Raw genomic sequence first — 20,154 nt, forward strand, 5'->3', positions numbered from 1 at the left:
CCTTAGTGCCGGATGCGCGGATTGATGAGACCGTAGAGCAGGTCGACGATCAGGTTGACCAGCATGATCACCGCGGCGATGACGAGCAGGCCGCCCTGGATGACGGCGTAGTCGCGACGCGACACCGAATCCACCATCCACTTGCCGATGCCCGGCCAGGAGAAGATCGTTTCGGTCAGGATCGCGCCGGCGAGCATGACGCCCACCTGCAGGCCGATGGTGGTGACCACCGGGATCATCGCATTGCGCAGCGCATGGACGCCGACGACCCGGAAGGTCGAAAGGCCCTTGGCACGTGCCGTGCGCACGTAGTCTTCGGAGAGAACTTCAAGCATCGCCGAGCGCGTCTGGCGCGCGATGACCGCAAGCGGAATGGTTCCAAGCACGATCGTCGGCAGGATCAGGTGGCTGACGGCCGACTTGAAGGCGCCAGCCTGGCCGGACAGGAGCGAGTCGATCAGCATGAAGCCGGTGACCGGCGGGAAGAAGTACATCAGCGAGATGCGGCCGGAGACCGGCGTCCACTGCAGCATGCCGGAAACGAGCATGATGAGCAGCAGGCCCCACCAGAAGATCGGCATCGAAAAACCGACGAGTGCCGTGCCCATCATCGCCTGGTCGACGGCCGAGCCGCGCTTGATCGCAGCAATCACGCCGGCCGGAATGCCGAGAATGACCGCAAACAAGATCGCGCAGAGCGAAAGCTCGACGGTTGCCGGGAACAGTTCGAAGAACTGGTCGATGACCGGCTTCTTGGTGACGATCGAGGTGCCGAAGTCACCCTGGAGCACGCCCCAGAGATAATCGAGATATTGCACCACGATCGGCCGGTCGAAGCCGAGTGCGTGTGAGATTTCCGCATGTCGCTCCGGCGACATGACGCGCTCGCCCGAAAGCAGCGCAACCGGATCGCCCGGAAGCAGGCGGATGAAGGAGAAGGCGATGATGGAGACGCCGACGAAGGTCGGTATCAGGACAGCCAATCGCCCCAAGAGAAATCGGAACATGTTAAACCCCGCGCCATGTTGCCGCGGCATTGTATCCCGCCGCTGGCACCACCGCATGCTTTCCCACTTAACGGCCAAGCATACAGCAAGTCGAAATGCCACAGCGACCTTTTGCGCTCCAGCAGGAACTCGGGGTCGCTATAGTGGATGCAAAGAGGGGCGCTTGCCCTTGGCAAACGCCCCCTTAAGGATCAGTTAACTAAATTACTCGGTGATGTCCACGCCGTCGAAGGCAAAATCACCAAGCGGGCTCTGAACGAAGCCCTCGACGTTCTTGCGCATCGGCACGACCGAGAGCGAGTGGTCGATCGTGGCCCACGGCGCTTCGCGCTTGAAGACGACCTGCGCCTCTTCGTAGAGCTTGGTGCGCTCTGCCGGATCCGAGGTTTCCTTCGCCTTCTTCACGAGAGCGTCGAATTCCTGGTTGCACCATTGTGCACGGTTGTTGCCGCCGACAGCGTTGCAGCCGAGAAGCGTGTCGAGGAAGTTGTCCGGGTCGCCGTTGTCGCCGGTCCAGCCGAGGATGACGGCACCGTCACGATCCTTCGCCTTGGACTTGTCGAGGTATTCGGCCCACTCGTAGGAGACGATCTCGACCTTGACGCCGATCTTGGCGAAGTCCGACTGCATCAGTTCAGCTGCGCGACGGGCGTTCAGCATGTACGGACGCGAAACCGGCATTGCCCAGAGCTTCATCGACAGGTCCTTGACGCCTGCGTCTTCAAGCATCTTCTTGGCGACTTCCGGCTCGTAGGTGTCGTCTTCGATCTTGTCGTTGTACGACCACATCGTCGGCGGGATCGGGTTGACGGCCGGCTGGGCAGCGCCCTGGAACACGGCATCGACGATCGCCTGCTTGTTGATCGCCTTGTTCAGCGCCTTGCGGACTTCCGGCTTGTCGAACGGAGCCTGCGTGGTGTTGTAGGCGAGGTAGGAGACGTTGAGGCCGGCCTGTTCCATGACCTTCAGGTTCGGGTCTGCCTTCATCTTCGAAACGTCGGCAGCGTTCGGGAACGGCATCAGGTGGCATTCGCCAGCCTGGAGCTTCTGGAAGCGAACCGAAGCGTCAGAGGTGATCGCGAAGACGAGGTCGTCGATCTTCTGCTTGCCACCCCAGTAGTCCGGGTTTGCCTTGTAGCGGATGACGGCATCCTGCTGGTAGGCAACGAAAGCGAACGGACCGGTGCCGAGCGGCATCTGGTTCATCTGCTCCATCTTGCCGTCAGCCTGCAGCTTGTCGGCGTATTCCTTCGACAGGATCGAAGCGAACGGCATCGCGATGTTGGCGAGGAACGGAGCTTCCTTGCGCGTCAGGGTGAACTTGACGGTCAGGTCGTCGACCTTTTCAACCGACTTGATGACTTCCGGGAAGCCCATGCCGGCTGCGTATTCCCACGAAGCGCCAGCAATGTACTTGTTCCACGGGTTGTCAGCCTTCAGCTGGCGCTCATAGGAGAACACCACGTCGTCGGCAGTGAAGTCACGCGACGGCGTAAAGAACTCGGTGGTCTGGAACTTGACGCCCGGACGCAGCTTGAAGGTGTAGACCAGACCGTCGTCGGAGATCGTCCAGCTTTCGGCGAGGCCCGGCTCAACTTCGGTCGTGCCCTTCTTGAACTCGAGCAGGCGGTTGTAAACCGTGTGCGCAGCCGCGTCGAAGGTCGTGCCGGCGGTGTACAGGCCCGGGTCAAAACCCTCTGGCGAACCTTCCGAGCAATAAACGAACGTCTTCGACCAGGCGGAGCCGGCCATCAGCGTGGCAAGCGCCGTCGCTGCAAACAGAGTAGTGAGCTTTTTCATGAGCTTTGCTTCCCAGATTTGTTTTTGTTCTCGTGTTTTCCTGACGCGGAATGCCGTTGCCCCCCGGTCAAGGCCGGATGGAACGACATTTGGCGTCGCATTGCAATAAGTCGCCGCAGAAATTTGTCTATGCGAAAAATTCGTCCGCAGGTAGAGCCGGGATATTCGTCCACTGTTTTAGAATCGACTGACAAAACAGTGCGCTGCAGCACCGAAACTCCATGGCGTTTTGGCCGCTTTCGCAGGGCCTGCGGCCCGCCCTGCCCGCCCGTCAGCGGCGCGATGCCGACCCGCGGCAGCCGCCTGCGCTCCTCGGCGAATGCGCGATGGAGAAAGCCGTGGTCATTGGCCGCACGGACATGCGATTCGGCTTCGACAGCTTTCCGTCAATCCCAAGATACTATGGTAGAAATCCCGAATGGGATTGTGCAATAAAATGTATACAAAACTCGGGGGAGACATTCGACGTGCCCAGACGTCCTTGGGAGGGACCGGCAGCTGCCTTTTACTGCTTTCAGTCGTTCGGCAGGCTTGCCGAGGGACGGGCATGACGCTGCCTGCCTGCAATACCGGCAACGCACTTTGCCGATTGATCGCTGCGGCGCGCGGGATAAACTGCCGCGCGACGATAAGGGGATAGCCAGTCCGTGGCGGCTTTGCTGGAAAATCACAGGCGATACGACCTTCGCGACGAGCTAGAGAAGGCGCTGAACCGCGTCGATTTCTTCCGCATTTTTCATACGATGGCATTGCGCTTCGGCTTCAGCCATTTCGGCATCCTGCAGCTCGGCAACGAGAACGACGCCTGCATGCTGTCCACCCGCCTGGTGCTGCACGACCTGCCCTCCGGGCTCGCGGAAGAATACGACAAGCGCCATCGCTTCGGCGACTCCGTGTTCTACAAGACACTGCACCGCTCGGCGATCTCGTCGGTCTGGCGGACGGACGACCCCGGCTGCGACGCTGGGCAGAACCTGCTGGTGCAACTCGGCTTTGAACTGCTCGTCAGCGTGCCGGTGCACGCAGCCTCGACCGGCGCGCGCTACGCCGTGCTCTTTCTCGGAGACGGGGAGGATATCGGCCGGGCCGAGCATGTCGCGCTCGCCTATGACGCGATCGCCGCCTTCGACTATTTCTATCGCATCGCGCTTGCCAACAAGGCCGGGATGGGACTGACGCCGCGCGAAACCGAAATCCTCAAATGGATCTCGCACGGCAAGACGGCAAGCGAGATCGCGCTCATCGTTTCGGTGTCGGAGCACACGGTGAACTCACACACCGCAACGATCCTGAAGAAACTCGACGTCGTCAATCGCACCCAGATGGTGGCGAAGGCAATCCGAGAGCAGATCATCCAGTAGCAGCCGATGCGTGGCCGCGTTTCGCACCGCCACGCCCAACGAACGGGACGCCCGCCATCAGCAAGGGTATTCGGTCATGACGCGAAAAGCACACATCCTGCTCGTTGACGACGACCCGGCAGAAAACCTGATCCTGCGCGCGCTCATCCGCAAGGTGAGCAGCATCGACATCGAGCTGCACTACTGCCAGACGATGGACGATGCGCTTGAATTCCTGCGCTCGGGCAAACCGGTGTCGATGATCCTGCTCGACAACCGCCTGCGGCCGCAGCTCGATTTCCGCGAGACGGTCCCAGCCTTCCGGCACCAGGGTTATATCGGCCCGATCGGCGTGATCTCAGCGTCGCTCGCCGATGCCTATTTTCAGAATCTGGAGGATTACGGCGCCGATTTCCGCATCGACAAGGCTGAAATCGACCCCACTGCGATCGACTTCATATTGCGGGAATATCTACCGCAGGAATAACAGCCGGCGGCACGTCAGCCGCCAGGCCATGCCGCGCGATGTGCGCGGCGGTGTTCGGAGATATCAGGCAGCCGAGGTCTGCGGACGCTTGGTTTCTTCCAGGCCAAGCAGGAAGTTGATCTGCGGGCGAGCCTTGACGAGGTCGTCGATCGTGTAGCCCTGCAGCACTTCGAAGAAGGCGTTCAGCGCCTTGCGCAGCGCCGAGTTCAGGCCGCAGCTGTCGACGAGCGGGCATTCGATCTCACCCGCTTCGAAGCATTCCGCCATCGCGAAACTGTCTTCCGTCACCTTGACGACGTCGAACAGCGTGATCGCCGAGGCAGGCTTCGGCAGGCGTACGCCGCCGTTGCGGCCACGCACGGTTTCAACGAGGCCGGCCTTGGTCAGCGGCTGCAAGATCTTGAAGAGAAACAACTCGGAAACGCCATAAGCCCTGGCGATTTCGGGAATGCGGCTGAGCTTTTCCCCGTTGGCGGCGCAGTACATCAACATGCGAACCGCGTAGTTCGTTTGCTTCGTCAGACGCATCATTCACTCCGGCATCGAGAGGTTCACGAACTCATCATATAGGACGGATCGTAGTTTGGAACAATTCCAAAAAGCCAGAAAAGTCACTTCTTGTTGAGCGTTTACGGTTTCCTGATTGACTGATTGGGGCGCCCCGGTCAGAAAGATGAGGAATTTTGTTAACTTAGCGCAAACGAGAAAATGGAGGAAGCGATGTCCGTTTCAAGAGCAGCGATGGGCGTTCTGTCCCTGACGGCAACCCTGCTGGCAACGAGCGCCGCCTGGGCCGATGGTGAAGTCAATATCTATTCGTACCGGCAGCCCGACCTGATCAAGCCGCTGCTCGACGCCTTCACCAAGGAAACCGGCATCACTACCAATGTGCTCTTCCTCGACAAGGGTCTCGTCGAGCGTATCCAGGCCGAAGGCGCCAACTCGCCGGCCGACGTGATCCTGACCGTCGACATCAGCCGCCTGACCGAGGCGAAGGATGCGGGCGTCACCCAACCTGTTGCCAACGAGACGATCAACAAGGACATCCCGGCGCATTTCCGCGATCCTGAGGGCAACTGGTTCGGGCTCACCACGCGCGGCCGCGTCGTCTATGCTTCCAAGGAGCGCGTCGCGCAGGACGACATCACCTATGAAGAGCTTGCCGACCCCAAGTGGAAGGGCAAGATCTGCACCCGCGACGGCCAGCACTCCTACAACATCGGCCTCTTCGCCTCGATGATCGCCCACCATGGCGAAGCCGAGACCGAGAAGTGGCTGACGGGCCTCAAGAACAACCTCGCCAAGAAGCCCGATGGCGGCGACCGCGACCAGGCCAAGGCGATCCTTGCCGGCGAATGCGATCTGGCCCTCGGCAACACCTACTATGTCGGTCTGATGATGACCAACGAGAAGGAGCCGGAACAGAAGGATTGGGCAGCGGCCATCAAGGTGCTCTTCCCGAACGCCAAGGACCGCGGCACGCACGTCAACATTTCGGGCATGGCGCTCGCCAAGAACTCCCCGAACAAGGACAACGCGCTGAAGCTGATGGAATTCCTGTCGGAAGGCGAAGCCCAGAAGATCTACGCCGAGCAGGTGTTCGAATATCCGGTTCTGCCGGGCGCCGAGCCGTCTGACGTCGTCAAGTCCTTCGGCCCGATCAAGCCGGACGACCTGCCGCTCGCCGACATCGCCGCGAACCGCAAGAAGGCTTCCGAGCTGGTCGACAAGGTCGGCTACAACGACGGTCCGCAGGACTGATCACTGACAAGTCGCAAGACAGAAACAGCGGGCCATCGGCCCGCTGTTTTCGTTTGCAGCATGCGTCGGATGCGGGCCGCCGCCTGCCTGTGCCGGTTCGACAACTGGAGGCCTGGCGCGCTTCAACAAAAAAGGGCCTCCCGAAGGAGGCCCCGAGGCGGGAGGATCTTTATCCCGTTGTTACTTCATCGTCGGCATGACGAACTCGGCACCGTCCTTGATGCCCGAGGGCCAACGCTCGGTGATGGTCTTGGTGCGGGTCCAGAACTTGATCGAGTCCGGGCCGTGCTGGTTGAGGTCGCCGAAGGAGGACGACTTCCAGCCGCCGAACGAGTGGTAGGCGAGCGGAACCGGGATCGGAACGTTGACACCGACCATGCCGATGTTGATGCGCGAGGCAAAGTCGCGGGCCGCATCACCGTCGCGGGTATAGATCGCGACGCCGTTGCCGTACTCGTGCTTCATCGGCAGATCGAGGGCTTCCTCGTAGGTCTTGGCGCGGACGACCGAGAGAACCGGTCCGAAGATTTCGGTCTTGTAGATGTCCATGTCCGGGGTGACGTTGTCGAACAGGCAGCCGCCGATGAAGTGGCCTTGCTCATAGCCCTGGAGCTTGAAGTCGCGGCCGTCGACCACGAGCTTTGCGCCCTGCTCGACACCGCTGTCGATCAGGCTGCGGATACGCTGTTCGGCTTCCTTGGTGACAACCGGGCCCATGTCGGCCTTCTCGTCGGTGTAGGGGCCGATGCGCAGGCTTTCGACCATCGGCGTCAGCTTGCTGATCAGGCGGTTGGCGGTTTCCTCACCGACCGGAACGGCAACCGAGATCGCCATGCAGCGCTCGCCGGCCGAACCGTAGCCGGCGCCCATCAGGGCGTTGGCGGCCTGGTCGAGATCGGCATCCGGCATGATGATCATGTGGTTCTTGGCGCCACCGAAGCACTGGGCGCGCTTGCCGTTCATGGCAGCCGTGCCATAGACGTAGCGGGCAATCGGGGTCGAGCCGACGAAGGAGACGGCGGCGATATCCGGATGCGTCAGGATCGCGTCGACCGCACCCTTGTCGCCGTTGACGACGTTGAGGATGCCTGCCGGCAGGCCGGCTTCGATCATCAGTTCGGCAAGGCGGATCGGAACAGACGGATCACGCTCGGACGGCTTCAGGATGAAGGCGTTGCCGCAGGCGATGGCCGGGGCGAACATCCACATCGGGATCATGGCCGGAAAGTTGAACGGGGTGATGCCGGCGCCGATGCCGACGGCCTGGCGGATCGAGTACATGTCGATGCCGGGGCCGGCACCTTCGGTGAACTCGCTCTTCTGCAGATGCGGAATGCCGATGACGAATTCGCAGACTTCGAGACCGCGGATAAGGTCACCCTTGGCGTCTTCGATCGTCTTGCCGTGCTCGCGCGACAGGATCTCGGCGAGCTCGTTCATGTTGGCGTTCAGAAGTTCGACGAACTTCATGAAGACGCGGGCGCGGCGCTGCGGGTTGGTGGCCGCCCATTTCGGCTGTGCTGCCTTGGCGCTTTCGACGGCTGCCGAAAGTTCCGCGTCGCTTGCGAGCGCCACGGTGCCCTGCACTTCGCCCGTTGCCGGGTTGAAGATGTTGCTGACGCGACCGCTCTTGCCGGCAACGCGCTTGCCATCGATGAAATGACCGAGTTCGTACATGAATGGTTTCCTCCAGACCTTGATTGTGGCGGCATGATCGCACTACGATTTCAACAAATCAATTTCCGATATTCAGCAACCGTTGTGCAAAAATTAAAGCCCAACGACCGCAGCCGGGGCTCAACACCATGAACTGGGACGATGTCAGAATGTTTCTAGCCGTGGCGCGGACCGGACAGATCCTGGCCGCATCCAAGCGGCTGGGTGTCAATCACGCCACGCTCAGCCGTCGGGTGACTGCGCTGGAAGAGGCAATGAAAACGCGGCTGCTGGTGCGCCGGCCGAACGGCTGCGAGCTGACCGCCGAGGGTGAAATCTTCCTCAGTGCTGCCGAGCGGATGGAGACAGAGATGCTGGCAGCACAGTCGCAGATCGGCCGGATCGATACGGCGATCGCCGGCACGGTGCGGATCGGCGCGCCCGACGGCTTCGGCGTCTCTTTCCTCGCCCCTCGGCTCGGCCGGCTGACGGCGCGCTATCCGGAACTGAAGCTGCAGCTGGTGCCGGTGCCTCGGTCCTTCTCGCTGTCGCAGCGCGAGGCCGATATCGCGATCACCATCGAACGGCCGGAACAGGGCCGGCTCGTGTCTTCGAAACTCACCGACTACACGCTCGGCCTCTACGCCTCGGCCGACTATCTCGAAAGACACGGTACGCCGCAGACGATCGACGATCTGAGGGGACACCGCCGCATCGGCTACGTCGAGGACCTGATCTTCACGCCGTCGCTGAATTTCTCCGCCGAGATCATGCGCAGCTGGGACGCGTCCTTCGAGATCTCCAGCGCCACCGGCCAGACGGAGGCGGTGCGCTCTAGCGCCGGCGTCGGCATCCTGCACAACTACATTGCCCGCCATGCGCCGGAGCTGAAACGCATCCTGCCGGAAACGACCATTCGCCGCGCCTACTGGACCACCTATCACGAGAGCGCCCGCGATCTCGTGCGCGTGCGCACCGTCGTCGCCTTCCTGCAGGAACTGGTGACCGCGGAGCATCAAATCTTCGTCTGAGACATCAGGCGACCAGGCACGCTCCTCACGGGCGAACCCGGTCGAGACAGATATTTAAAGAGAGATCCCGGCTTCGCGGAGGCCGTCGATCAGTCGCGAAATGACGGCCGGATCCTGGTAGGGCATCGCCCGCTTGAAGTGGTCGATGGAAAAATCCGGATTGACCTCGAAGACTTCGTGCCAGTAGCGCCGCGCTTCCTCATGGCGTCCGGTGCGACCATAGAGACAGGCGAGATAGAAGCGCGTCATGTCCGAACGCGGCGCCAGGGCCAGGCGCCGCTTGAAGGCGATCTCGGCTTCATCGAAGCGGCCGAGATTGAGCAGGGTCCGGCCAAGGAAATGCAGCGCCAGGTCGAACTGCGGATCAAGCCGGTGGGCGCGGGTATAGAAGGGCAAGGCCTCCTCGAACTGGCCGAGAAAATCCCTGATCGTGCCAAGCTGCGTGTGGCCGCCGGCGGAGTTCGGGTCGAGTTCGATCGTGCGCTGGGCAGCCCGCTCGGCCTCGTCGAAGCGGCGCTTCCAACAGAGTGCTATCGCGAGCGCGTGGTGGCCGTGAGGTTCATGCTCGTCGGTCTCGACGGCTTTCCGCGCGAGCTTGAGAGCGCGCTCGATATTGTCGACGGTGCCACCGTTCCACCGATTGATGTAGTCGGTCATCGCGATAATCGCGAGCGACGCGTAGGCTGCGGCAAGCTCCGGGTCGATGACGATCGCCCGCTCGAGCATGCTGCGCGCTTCCGCAGATGACACCGCGTCGAACCTCAAGATCGCCTGGCGCGACCGCACGAGCAGATCGTAGGCCTCCGGATCGACCTTGCCGCGCCCCTCGCGCCGCTCCGTCTCGCCGGCCGTCAGCTTCACCTTGAGCGCCGTCACGATGGTGCGCGTCACCTCGTCCTGGACTTCAAAGATGTCCTCGATGCCGCGATCGTAGCGCTCGGCCCAGAGATGGCCCCCGGTGGTTCCGTCGATCATCTGGGCGTTAATGCGAATGCGGTTGGCGGCGCGGCGCACGCTTCCTTCGAGCACGTAGCGAACGCCGAGATCGCGGCTGACCTGACGGATATCCGCCGACTTGCCCTTGTAGGCAAAGGAGGAATTGCGGGCGATGACGAAGAGACCGGAGACCTTGGAGAGATCGGTGATAATGTCCTCGGTAATGCCGTCGGCGAAATAGCCCTGCTCCGGGTCGCCAGACATGTTGTCGAAGGGCAGCACGGCGATCGACGGTCGGCTCGGAAGTTGCGGCGGGGCCTCGGCGGCGACCCTAATCGGCGCGTCGGCATATTCGTCCGGCGACCAGCTCCAGATATGCACCGGCCGCTCGATGTTCTTGACCTCGTGATGGCCGCTGTCGACGAAATCAAGCTCGATGCGGCCGTGTACATATTCGTGCACCCCATCCGAAATCGCCACGCCGCCGGGCCTGGCGAGCGCTTCGATCCGGGCGGCGACATTGACGCCATCGCCGTAGAGATCGCTGTCGGCGACCATGATGTCGCCCATGTTGATGCCGACGCGCAGCACGATCTGCTGATCATGGGGCACGTCCGCATTGGCTAAAACCATCGCCCGCTGCAAGGCGGCGGCACATTCGACCGCGTTGACGGCGCTCGAAAACTCCACGAGCACGCCATCGCCCGTCCGCTTGAACACCCGGCCTTGGTGGGTTTCGACGAGCGGTTCCAGCACTTGGCTCCACCGCGCCATCAATTGTGTGTAGGTGGTCTTCTCGTCTCGCTCCATCAGCCGGCTGTAGCCGACGACATCGGCAGCCAGGATGGCGGCAAGCCGCCGTGTGATGGATTCTTTGGCCATGGATTGCGACGCCTTACTGGGAATCCTCTTGGCGAAATTTTACCGGCGGATGAGCCCTATGTCTATTCGAACCGGATCCGCTCAACGCCCAAATACTAGCCCGCATTGGGTATCGCGACGACAGGAACCCGGCGCGCTGGTCCGACGTTGCTTTCACAGGCAAGAGAGCTGCTTGCTCAAGGCGATGGCTCCCACACGCCGGTCGCAGTCGGCACGCGCTCCCGCTTCGACAAAGGAGTATGGAAGGATGCTTGTGTCCATTCCGGGCCGGCCGATCCTGCCGGGTGAACTCGCCAAGATCGACGATGTCTTCAAGGAAGCGCTGCGCGAGCGAGAACTTTCGCGCCAGTCGGCAGAGGCAACGGCGCTCGCTGCCCGGCTCATCGAACTTTATCAGAACGGCGTACAGGATATCGTGGCGCTCAGAGCCCTGGCCAAGCTGTTCTGACCGAGCAAGGCGCCCTGCAAGTCTCTATACCGGTGGAATAGGGAAGAAATGGTACGGTTGGTGGGAATCGAACCTACGACCTCAGGTGCCACAAACCTGCGCTCTAACCAACTGAGCTACAACCGCACATAAAGCGACATCAGTCGCTTGGCGGCTCACATACGGAGACTTCCGTCGCTTTGCAAGCCTTAACTTGAGATTATCCTGGAAAAAATCCGGATGGCAAGCCATCCGGATTCTTGGATTTGGGCGCAGATGGCAGAATTGGGCGACAACAATCTATCGCCATTGTTCAGCCGGCGCAGTCTGTTGACTTTAGACCTTCTTGAAGGACGACATCGCCTTTTCAGCGGCGTCCTTGCCCGGCTTGGCGACGTTTTCGGCAACCTTCTTGGTAGCTTCCTGCATCGACTTCGCCTGCTCGACGGCGAGCTCGGCCTGCTTGCGGACAAAGCTCGTCTGCAGTTCGACGAATTCCGACAGCGACTTCACGCCGAGCAGCGCTTCCATGTGCGACAGCGAATTTTCAGCATTGGTGCGCAGCGCGTCGATGGCCTTGAGACCGAGTTCGACGGAGCCGGTCTGGGCGCTTTCGAGCGTTGCTTCGACGGTCTTCGTTGCCTCTTCGGCAGCGGTCTTCATCTTGGCATAGGCTTCCTTCGACTGGACGGCACCCTTTTCCGCGAAGTCGCGGAAGCTGTCGGTGAACTTCGCCGGGTCGAAAGAGGAAAGGGAAAATACGTCGTCGGTCTTCTTGGTAGCCATGAAAGCGCTCCTTGGTGTCTGGCCCTCTTCAGAGGCGCCGTTGATTGATGCGCATCATATAAACTACTTGCTTGTGCATTGCAATAAAATTGTGCAATGCACAAAATCCGGAGAATTAACCTTTCGCGCCGAAAGCCGTGACGAAGCTCCGGCCCTCGCTGGACCCTTGCGGGCCTGCCGGGTATTAATAGAGTGTTAACCCGCAAGCGATCCGTCAATAGGCCCCATTTATGCCCGCGAGACAGTATCCCTTCATTGATATCGCCGTGCATGCGCGGGTGCGGGAGCATTTTGCCCGCGGCGACGCGGCGATCCTGTTTTCGCGGGACTTTGCGCGTATTCTCTGGGCCAACGACCAGGGCGCGGCCTTTTTCGGCGCCGGGTCGATCTATGATTTCATCGACGCCGGACCGGACCAGGGCGACCTGTCGCTGCGTCAGCTCAAGGCCGCGGGAGCGCAGCTCGTGCGCGCCGGCGACCGGCGCCAGCTTTCGATCCGCAAGTTCTCTGGCTTCCGCGGCACGCCGCTCAATGTGAGCGTGGAGATGATCCGCGTGCGTCCGGACGAAGACGCCGTACTCTTTACCGCACCGCATTCGGGCGCGCCGCTGTCGCTTGAGGATCGCGCTGCACGCATGATCGCCGGCCTCGACGGGCCGGACACCCACATGGCCGTTCTCGACGGCAACGGCGGCATCATCGCGCACTCGCCGGGCTTCATCGATCTCGGCATGTCGGACGAGACGCGCAAGCAGCTCGTCGACGCCGTCGCCCGGGACCACGACTGGCTGATCAAGCGCCCGGTCGCAACGCGGAAAGGGCACCTGCCGGCCGCGGTCGGCAAGATCGCCGACGAGCCGTCGCTGCACCTGCTCTTTGCTGTCGAGACCATTCTCGGCACGCTCGATCCGGATGAAGAGACTGAGGCGGCGCCAGCGTTGCCGATCCTGGCGCCGGCCGGGGAACTGGAGCCGACCGCAGAGACACCCGCCCCCGTTTCAGCGGTTCCGGAGGCAACGGTTCCTGAGGCGACGGCGCCAGAGGCAGCGGACACCGTCGAACCGGCCGAAGCGCTGGATGAAAGCGCTGCACCAGCCGAAGACGCTGCCCTGGCCGACGCATTCGAACAGGCGGTGCCTGTCGAAGCCGATGCCGCGCAGGACGATGGCAACCTTGAGAACGCAGACGTCGACGTCGCTGCAGACGAGGTCGTTCTGCCGGAAGAACCGGAGGCGGTTGCCGCTGCAGATCCGCAGGCGCTTGCGGCTGCAGATGCGGACATTACGGTGCTGGGCGCGGAGCCAACGGAAGAGGAAGGCGAGCAGGCACCTGCGGTCGCGACCGACGTGACCGCAGCCGAGACGCCGGCCGTCGATGAAATTTCGTTGACGGAAGAGGTCGTTCGCGAGGACGAGAAGGTCGAGGCCGCCGAGACCGCCCCGTCCAAACAGGCCGACTTCGCGTTCGTGCCCGGCGCTCGCGCGGTGCGCTTCGTCTGGAAGATCGACGCCGAAGGCCGCTTCAGCGAGATCTCCGAGGAATTCGCCACCGCCGTCGGCCCGCGCGCCGCCGATGTGATCGGCACCACCTTCAATGAAGTGGCGGCACGCTACGGCCTCGATCCTGACCAGAAGATCGGCGCGCTGCTGCAGCGCCGCGACACCTGGTCGGGCAAGACGATTTTCTGGCCCGTGCAGGGCACGAGCCTCAAGGTTCCGGTCGATCTGGCGGCGCTGCCCACCTACTCGCGCTCCCGCGAATTCGACGGCTTCCGCGGTTTCGGCATCGTGCGCCTTGCCGATGCCGTCGAAGACGAACACGCCAACGGCCTGACATTCGACGCCGCAACGGACATGGCGGAGGAACCGGACGCGGAAGCGACGTTGCCGGAAGACTACGCGCATCTTCCAGCTACCGGCTCCGAGATCGAGGAACGGTCCTCGGACGAGGCGCAGGCCGTCGAACAGCCCTCGTCAGAAGTGGAAGCCGAGCCTGCCGCAACGGTGCAGGATCACGACGCGACCGAAGACCAGGCCCTCTCCACCAGTGTGGATGAGGCAGAGCCGGACCACGCAGCCGAAGTCGCCTCCGATGAACACGACGCGGCACCTCAGGATCCCTTCCAGGGAGAGCGCCCTGCCCTGCAGCTGGTCGATACGACCGAGCCTCCAGCCTCCGACAAGATCGTCGAACTCGAGAAACATCGCGCCGCAACCGCGCTGACGCGTGGCGAACAGGCGGCGTTCCGCGAAATTGCGCGGCAATTGGGCGAGCATTTCGGCAAGCCGACGGAAACCGCGCCGGTCGAGGAAAGCGACGCGCCGGTCGATGCGAGCACGCCCTTGCCGGTGGACGCGCACGAAACCATTTCGTCCTCGACGCCAGAGGCAGAAGAGCAGCCTGACGCAGAAGAAGCCGAAGCGAAGACCGACGACGGCGTCGCCGAAGACGAACAGGCGAACGTGGATCCCCAGCCGCAAGCGGCCGATATCGGCCTTAGCGGCGAGATCCTCGACAGCCTGCCGATCGGCATGCTTGTGCATCGCGGTGAAGAACTGCTGCACGCCAATCCGGAATTCCTGCGGCTCACCGCCTATGGCGACCTCGACGACTTCGTCCAGGAAGGCGGCCTCGACGCGCTCTTTGCCAACGGCGAAGAGGCGACCGACCAGGAACCCGACGGCACGATGATGCTGATCCGCAACGACGGCCAGATGCGTCCGGTCACCGCACGCCTGCACACGATCCGCTGGGACGGCCGGAGCGCGCTGATGCTGGCGCTGACGCCGGCAGCCGCGAACATGCCATCGAGCAAGCTCGACCGGGCCATCTCCGATGACGACGTCGATCGCCTGAAGACGGAAATCGACGAGCTGAAGTCGATCCTCGAAACCGCGACCGACGGCGTTGTCGTTCTCGGCCATGACGGCGACATCCGCTCGATGAACCGCTCGGCAAGCGCGCTCTTCAACTATGACGAGGGCGAGATCCGCGGCAAACCTTTCGCCGCGCTCTTCGCCCACGAAAGCCAGAAGGCAGTCATCGACTACCTGCACGGGCTTTCCGGCCACGGTGTCGCGAGTGTTCTGAACGACGGGCGCGAGGTGATCGGCCGGGAAGCGAACGGCGGCTTCATTCCGCTGTTCATGACCATCGGGCGGCTTTCGGCCTCCAACGGCTTTTGCGCCGTTATCCGCGACATCACCCAGTGGAAGCGCACGGAAGAGGAACTGCGCAACGCCAAGCGCGCGGCCGAAACGGCCAATGCCCACAAGACCGAGTTCCTCGCCCGCGTCAGCCACGAGATCCGCACGCCGCTCAATGCGATCATTGGCTTTTCCGACATGATGGCGAGTGAGCATTTCGGCCCGGTCGGCCACCCGCGCTACATCGAATATGCCGGCGACATCGGCCGCTCCGGTCGCCATGTGCTCGATATCGTCAACGATCTGCTCGACATCTCCAAGATCGAGGCCGGCGAAATGGAGCTCGACTTCGGCGCCGTGGAAATCAATGACGCGGTCTCGGAAGCCGTGTCGCTGGTTCAGCCGCAGGCCAACAGCCAGCGTGTCATCATCCGCACCTCGCTGTCGGCGGCCGTGCCCAACGTCGTGGCCGACGGCCGGTCGATCAAGCAGATCGCGCTCAACATTCTGGCGAACGCCATCCGCTTCACGCCCTCGGGCGGCCAGATCGTGGTATCGACCTCCTACGAGGCCAATGGCAGCGTCATGCTGCGGATCCGCGATACCGGCGTTGGCATGACCCGCGGTGAACTGGACCAGGCGATGAAGCCGTTCCGGCAGGTGACGACGGGCGCGCGCAAGCGTGGCGACGGCACCGGGCTCGGCCTGCCTCTGACCAAGGCGATGGCAGAGGCGAACCGCGCCCACTTCTCGATCACTTCGGCGCCGAACGAGGGAACGCTGGTGGAAATTTCCTTCCCGTCACAACGCGTCTTGGCGAACTGAGACCGGATGCTATAAGGAAATGTTGACTTGTGGTGGCCAGTTTGCTGGCCGCCACTGGCCATGCCCTGCCGTCATGCCGCGGAATCGATCGATTGCAGTCCACATCTCAGAGCATCAAGCGCCGCCATGCGCGTGCCGGAACCGGTCTTTCGCATCCCCTGCTGGCGACCTGGGCCGGATTGACATCGCTCATCGTGCTGATGCCGATCATCGCGATTACCTGGCTGGCGATCTCGGGCGGCGGCGGCGACTGGCCGCATCTGATGCAGAACGTCATTCCGCGCGCCACCGGGCGCACGCTGCTCTTGATCTCGCTGACGGGCGCTGCAACCGCCTTCGTCGGCATTCTCACCGCCTGGCTCGTCGCAAGCTGCGAGTTCCCGCTGCGACGCTTCCTGTCAGCCGCTCTGGTCTTGCCGCTCGCAATCCCCGCCTATCTCGCGGCCTATGCATTCGGCGAGCTTTTCACCTTTACCGGGCCGGTACAGGGGCTTATCCGCGCGATCTTCGGCTTCAAGACGAGCCGTGACTACTGGTTTCCAGATATCCGCTCGCTCGGCGGCGCCGTGCTGGTGCTGAGTTCGGTTCTCTATCCCTACATCTATCTCGCCTGCCGCTCGATGTTCCTGATGCAGGGGCGCGCCGCCGCCGACGTCGCGCGCACGCTCGGTGCCGGGCCGCTGAAGGTGTTCTTCCGCATCCAGATCCCGATGGCCCGCCCGGCCATCATGATCGGCCTGACGCTGGTGGCGATGGAAACGCTGAACGACATCGGTGCGGTCGAATTCCTCGGCGTGCAGACGCTGACCTTCTCGATCTTCGACACCTGGCTCAACCGCGGCAGCCTTGCGGGCGCTGCACAGATCGCCTGCATCATGCTGGTCTTCGTCATCGGCCTGATGATGATCGAGCGGGCCGCGCGGCGGCGCCAGCGCTTCTCCAGCCAGAAGACGACATCCGCCGTCCACGACGCCGCCCGGCTCGTGCTGTCCGGCTGGAAGAAGTGGGCCGCCACGGTCGCCTGCCTGCTGCCGGTGCTTTCAGGCTTTGCCGTTCCCGTGCTGATCCTCGGCAATTTTGCGCTCAAGCGCATCGACCAGTTCATCGAGCCGCGACTGCTCAACGCGCTGTTCCATAGCATCCTCGTCTCGGGCGCCACCGCAACCGTTACCGTTCTGCTCGGGTTCGTGCTCGCCTATGCGGCGCGCACGGGACATTCGCGGGTGAGCGACATCGCCGGACGCCTCGCCTCCTTCGGCTATGGCGTGCCAGGCACCGTTCTTGCGATCGGGGTGCTCTTCCCGCTGGCCGCTCTCGACAACATCATCGATGCCGGCATGCGCGATACGTTCGGTGTTTCCACCGGGCTGATGATGACCGGCACCGGCTTTGCGATCATCTACGCCTGCAGCGTGCGCTTCCTCACCATGGCCGAGGGTTCGCTCGAAGCCGGTTTCCAGAAGCTCTCGCCGCATCTCGACATGGCGGCGCGCGCGCTCGGCCGCACCGGCGGCCAGACGCTGCGCACCGTCCTTCTGCCGATGATGCGTCCGGCGGTGCTGACCGCCGCGCTCCTCGTCTTCATCGAGACGATGAAGGAGCTGTCGGCGACGATCATGCTCAGGCCCTTCAACTTCAACACGCTGGCGACGCTCGTCTATGAGGACGCGTCCCGGGCCAAGGTCGAAGACGCTTCAGTCGCCGCGATGATCATCGTGGTCGCCGGCATGATCCCGGTCATCCTCGTGTCGCGGTCGCTTGAGCGCCGCTCCTGAGCCTCGTTCAGCAAGGCCCGGGCAGACGAGAAACGCATAAAAAAAAGGTGGCTGGGAGGCCACCTCGATAGTTGAATGCTAAACCAACAATCGCTCGAGAAGTAACGACGTCATGTCTGCGACGGCATCTCTGCCGAACGCCGATCCAACATCGATCGGCCTCAAGTTGGCATGACCATGCGCCCCCAATCCTTAACAAGACCTTACCCGCCGGATCCGCAATTTTAGGGATTTTTCAGCAAGTCTGAAGCCTTGGTTAATTCCAACGACGCGAATCCGTTAACGCACCCTCAATTTTTAAGGGCATCCAGTCCGGCATAAAGATCGAGCGCTTCCGGGTTGGCGAGCGCCTCCTTGTTCTTCACCGGACGGCCATGCACGACATCGCGGACGGCAAGCTCGACGATCTTGCCGGACTTCGTGCGCGGGATATCGGCGACCGCGATCACCTTTGCTGGCACATGGCGCGGCGAGGCGCCGACGCGGATGCGGTTCTTGATCGCCTTCGTCAGGTCGTCGGTCAGGGAAACGCCAGCGGCAAGGCGAACGAAGAGGACGACGCGCACGTCGTCTTCCCAGTCCTGCCCGATGCAGAGCGCCTCTGCGACCTCTTCCATCTGCTCGACCTGATTGTAGATCTCCGCCGTGCCGATGCGCACCCCGCCGGGATTCAAGGTTGCGTCCGAGCGCCCGTGGATGATGATGCCGCCATGCTCTGTCCATTCGGCGAAGTCGCCATGGCACCAGACATTGTCGAAACGCTCGAAATAGGCGGCGCGATACTTGGCGCCTTCCGGGTCGTTCCAGAACATCACCGGCATCGACGGGAAGGCCTTGGTGCAGACGAGTTCCCCCTTCTCACCGCGCACCGATTGCCCTTCGTCGTTCCAGACGTCGATCGCGAGACCAAGACCCGGCCCCTGGATTTCGCCGCGCCAGACGGGCTTCAGCGGGTTGCCGAGGACGAAGCAGGAAACGATGTCGGTACCGCCCGAGATCGAGGCAAGCTGAACGTCCGACTTGATGCCGTCGTAGACGAAGGAGAAGCCTTCCGGTGACAGCGGCGAACCGGTCGAGGTCAATAGCCGAAGGGTGGAGAGATCATGCGTGTTGGCCGGGACGAAGCCGCCCTTGCGCACGGCGTCGATGTATTTCGCGGAGGTGCCGAACACCGCGAACTTCTCGGCCGCGGCATAGTCGAAGAGCACGTTGCCGTCGGGATAGAAGGGCGAGCCGTCGAACAGGCAGAGGGTGGCGCCGACGGCCAGGCCCGACACCAGCCAGTTCCACATCATCCAGCCGCAGGTGGTGAAATAGAAGAGCTTTTCGCCGCGACGAAGGCCGCAGTGGAAACGATGCTCCTTAAGGTGCTGCAGAAGCGTGCCGCCGGCCGAATGCACGATGCATTTGGGAACGCCCGTCGTGCCTGAGGAAAACAGCACATAGAGCGGATGGCCGAAAGGCAAGCGTTCGAAGGTCAGGGTTGCTGCCGCAAACGGTGCGATGAAATCGTCGAGCGTCGCGCCACCCTCGATCGAGGCCGCGAGTGCCGCGCTGTCGCCGGCATAGGGAACAATCAGCGCCGGCACGCCAAGCGCCTTGGAGACCGCGCGAACCTTAGCGTCGACGTCCTGGCGCTTGCCATTGTACCAATAGCCGTCGCAAGTGATGAACAGCTTCGGCGTGATCTGGCCGAAACGATCGAGAACGCCCTGCTCGCCGAAATCGGGAGAACAGGACGACCAGATCGCGCCGATCGAGGCGGTCGCCAACATCAAGGCGATGGTCTCGGGCATGTTCGGCATCATCGCTGCAACGCGGTCGCCGGGGCCGATACCTTCAGCCTTCAGCGCCTGCTGCAGGCGCGATACCAGCGCGCGAAGTTCGTCCCACGAGAGGCGATAGTCGACCTTGTCTTCACCGCGGAAGACGAGCGCGTCGCCGTCGCCGGTCTCGCGAAGAAGGTTCTCGGCAAAGTTCAGCTTTGCCTCGGGGAAGAAGCGGGCATCGAGCATGCGGTCGCCGTTGACGAGGGCTGTCGCGCCGCGTTCGCCGATGACGCCACAGTGTTCCCAGACCGCGGTCCAGAAGTCGCCGCGCTCGGCTACCGACCAGGCGTGGAAAGCATCATAATCCGCAAAGGTTCTGCCGAAGCGTTTGCTGCTCCAGGCGATGAATTCGGCCATGGGGCTATGCGCAAGGATTTCCGGACCCGGAACCCACAACGGCTGCTCTGCGTGCATGCTTTCCTCCACTCCTGCTCCATGCCCTCTATACCATGCTGCATCGCAAAAT

The 20,154-nt window shown here is 62.4% G+C and carries 14 protein-coding genes and 1 tRNA gene; 7 read left to right on the forward strand and 8 right to left on the reverse strand.

The genetic code is table 11. The features are described 5' to 3' along the window. Nucleotides 1-2: 2 nt before the first annotated feature. Together ACIQUG_RS17190 and ACIQUG_RS17195 are read right to left on the reverse strand one after the other, a co-directional pair. On the reverse strand, nucleotides 3-1,007 hold the full coding sequence (locus ACIQUG_RS17190) for an ABC transporter permease subunit (protein ID WP_034800844.1): 1,005 nt from the start codon (nucleotides 1,005-1,007) through the stop codon (nucleotides 3-5). Between the two features lie 204 nt (nucleotides 1,008-1,211). Then, a complete protein-coding gene (locus ACIQUG_RS17195; RefSeq protein ID WP_034800843.1) occupies nucleotides 1,212-2,807 on the reverse strand; it encodes an ABC transporter substrate-binding protein in 1,596 nt (531 codons plus the stop codon). Nucleotides 2,808-3,454: 647 nt separating this feature from the next. On the opposite strand from ACIQUG_RS17195, the gene ACIQUG_RS17200 reads away from it, so the two are divergent. Both ACIQUG_RS17200 and ACIQUG_RS17205 read left to right on the forward strand, forming a co-directional pair. Beyond that, a complete protein-coding gene (locus tag ACIQUG_RS17200; RefSeq protein WP_402323296.1) occupies nucleotides 3,455-4,168 on the forward strand; it encodes a LuxR C-terminal-related transcriptional regulator in 714 nt (237 codons plus the stop codon). A gap of 10 nt (nucleotides 4,169-4,178) precedes the next feature. Continuing rightward, nucleotides 4,179-4,634 carry a response regulator gene (locus ACIQUG_RS17205; protein ID WP_402323297.1) on the forward strand — a complete coding sequence of 152 codons (456 nt, stop codon included), beginning with the start codon at nucleotides 4,179-4,181 and terminating at the stop codon, nucleotides 4,632-4,634. 63 nt (nucleotides 4,635-4,697) lie between these two features. On the opposite strand, the gene rirA is transcribed toward ACIQUG_RS17205, so the two are convergent. Further along, nucleotides 4,698-5,162: an iron-responsive transcriptional regulator RirA gene (rirA, locus tag ACIQUG_RS17210; protein WP_034801384.1), complete on the reverse strand. Its 465-nt coding sequence runs from the start codon at nucleotides 5,160-5,162 to the stop codon at nucleotides 4,698-4,700. A gap of 213 nt (nucleotides 5,163-5,375) precedes the next feature. Between rirA and ACIQUG_RS17215 the strand changes: the two genes are divergently transcribed. Beyond that, nucleotides 5,376-6,395, forward strand: a complete 1,020-nt coding sequence (locus ACIQUG_RS17215; RefSeq protein ID WP_402323739.1) for a Fe(3+) ABC transporter substrate-binding protein — start codon at nucleotides 5,376-5,378, stop codon at nucleotides 6,393-6,395. A gap of 180 nt (nucleotides 6,396-6,575) precedes the next feature. Here ACIQUG_RS17215 and ACIQUG_RS17220 read toward each other — a convergent pair whose 3' ends face one another. Further along, on the reverse strand, nucleotides 6,576-8,072 hold the full coding sequence (locus ACIQUG_RS17220; RefSeq protein ID WP_034800841.1) for a CoA-acylating methylmalonate-semialdehyde dehydrogenase: 1,497 nt from the start codon (nucleotides 8,070-8,072) through the stop codon (nucleotides 6,576-6,578). Between the two features lie 128 nt (nucleotides 8,073-8,200). Here ACIQUG_RS17220 and ACIQUG_RS17225 point away from each other — a divergent pair, with 128 nt between their 5' ends. Then, nucleotides 8,201-9,082, forward strand: coding sequence for a LysR family transcriptional regulator (locus tag ACIQUG_RS17225; protein ID WP_402323298.1), 882 nt, complete (start codon nucleotides 8,201-8,203; stop codon nucleotides 9,080-9,082). A gap of 54 nt (nucleotides 9,083-9,136) precedes the next feature. On the opposite strand, the gene ACIQUG_RS17230 is transcribed toward ACIQUG_RS17225, so the two are convergent. Continuing rightward, complete coding sequence (locus tag ACIQUG_RS17230) at nucleotides 9,137-10,900, reverse strand: adenylate/guanylate cyclase domain-containing protein (RefSeq protein ID WP_402323299.1); 1,764 nt, start codon at nucleotides 10,898-10,900, stop codon at nucleotides 9,137-9,139. Between the two features lie 247 nt (nucleotides 10,901-11,147). Here ACIQUG_RS17230 and ACIQUG_RS17235 point away from each other — a divergent pair, with 247 nt between their 5' ends. Further along, nucleotides 11,148-11,348, forward strand: a complete 201-nt coding sequence (locus tag ACIQUG_RS17235; protein ID WP_402323300.1) for a hypothetical protein — start codon at nucleotides 11,148-11,150, stop codon at nucleotides 11,346-11,348. Between the two features lie 49 nt (nucleotides 11,349-11,397). Here the strand turns inward: ACIQUG_RS17235 and ACIQUG_RS17240 are convergent. Together ACIQUG_RS17240 and ACIQUG_RS17245 are read right to left on the reverse strand one after the other, a co-directional pair. After that, nucleotides 11,398-11,474 (reverse strand) — tRNA-His (locus ACIQUG_RS17240). 189 nt (nucleotides 11,475-11,663) lie between these two features. Further along, nucleotides 11,664-12,113 carry a phasin gene (locus ACIQUG_RS17245; protein ID WP_043618231.1) on the reverse strand — a complete coding sequence of 150 codons (450 nt, stop codon included), beginning with the start codon at nucleotides 12,111-12,113 and terminating at the stop codon, nucleotides 11,664-11,666. Nucleotides 12,114-12,343: 230 nt separating this feature from the next. On the opposite strand from ACIQUG_RS17245, the gene ACIQUG_RS17250 reads away from it, so the two are divergent. Further along, entirely contained in the window at nucleotides 12,344-16,084 is a 3,741-nt protein-coding gene (locus tag ACIQUG_RS17250) for an ATP-binding protein (RefSeq protein ID WP_402323301.1), read from the forward strand. Between the two features lie 92 nt (nucleotides 16,085-16,176). Next, nucleotides 16,177-17,859 carry an ABC transporter permease gene (locus ACIQUG_RS17255; protein WP_402323302.1) on the forward strand — a complete coding sequence of 561 codons (1,683 nt, stop codon included), beginning with the start codon at nucleotides 16,177-16,179 and terminating at the stop codon, nucleotides 17,857-17,859. Between the two features lie 290 nt (nucleotides 17,860-18,149). Here ACIQUG_RS17255 and ACIQUG_RS17260 read toward each other — a convergent pair whose 3' ends face one another. Next, nucleotides 18,150-20,102 carry an acetoacetate--CoA ligase gene (locus tag ACIQUG_RS17260; RefSeq protein ID WP_402323303.1) on the reverse strand — a complete coding sequence of 651 codons (1,953 nt, stop codon included), beginning with the start codon at nucleotides 20,100-20,102 and terminating at the stop codon, nucleotides 18,150-18,152. Nucleotides 20,103-20,154: the final 52 nt, after the last annotated feature.

The organism is Ensifer sp. NPDC090286, assembly GCF_044769565.1.
Taxonomy (GTDB): Bacteria; Pseudomonadota; Alphaproteobacteria; order Rhizobiales; family Rhizobiaceae; genus Ensifer.

Excerpts from the sequence above, each read along its gene's own strand:
- ACIQUG_RS17245 (WP_043618231.1), bottom strand. The coding sequence starts at position 12,113 with ATGGCTACCAAGAAGACCGACGACGTATTTTCCCTTTCCTCTTTCGAC.
- rirA (WP_034801384.1), bottom strand. The coding sequence starts at position 5,162 with ATGCGTCTGACGAAGCAAACGAACTACGCGGTTCGCATGTTGATGTAC.
- ACIQUG_RS17250 (WP_402323301.1), top strand. The coding sequence starts at position 12,344 with ATGCCCGCGAGACAGTATCCCTTCATTGATATCGCCGTGCATGCGCGG.
- ACIQUG_RS17190 (WP_034800844.1), bottom strand. The coding sequence starts at position 1,007 with ATGTTCCGATTTCTCTTGGGGCGATTGGCTGTCCTGATACCGACCTTC.
- ACIQUG_RS17215 (WP_402323739.1), top strand. The coding sequence starts at position 5,376 with ATGGGCGTTCTGTCCCTGACGGCAACCCTGCTGGCAACGAGCGCCGCC.
- ACIQUG_RS17260 (WP_402323303.1), bottom strand. The coding sequence starts at position 20,102 with ATGCACGCAGAGCAGCCGTTGTGGGTTCCGGGTCCGGAAATCCTTGCG.
- ACIQUG_RS17225 (WP_402323298.1), top strand. The coding sequence starts at position 8,201 with ATGAACTGGGACGATGTCAGAATGTTTCTAGCCGTGGCGCGGACCGGA.
- ACIQUG_RS17235 (WP_402323300.1), top strand. The coding sequence starts at position 11,148 with ATGCTTGTGTCCATTCCGGGCCGGCCGATCCTGCCGGGTGAACTCGCC.
- ACIQUG_RS17195 (WP_034800843.1), bottom strand. The coding sequence starts at position 2,807 with ATGAAAAAGCTCACTACTCTGTTTGCAGCGACGGCGCTTGCCACGCTG.
- ACIQUG_RS17230 (WP_402323299.1), bottom strand. The coding sequence starts at position 10,900 with ATGGCCAAAGAATCCATCACACGGCGGCTTGCCGCCATCCTGGCTGCC.
- ACIQUG_RS17220 (WP_034800841.1), bottom strand. The coding sequence starts at position 8,072 with ATGTACGAACTCGGTCATTTCATCGATGGCAAGCGCGTTGCCGGCAAG.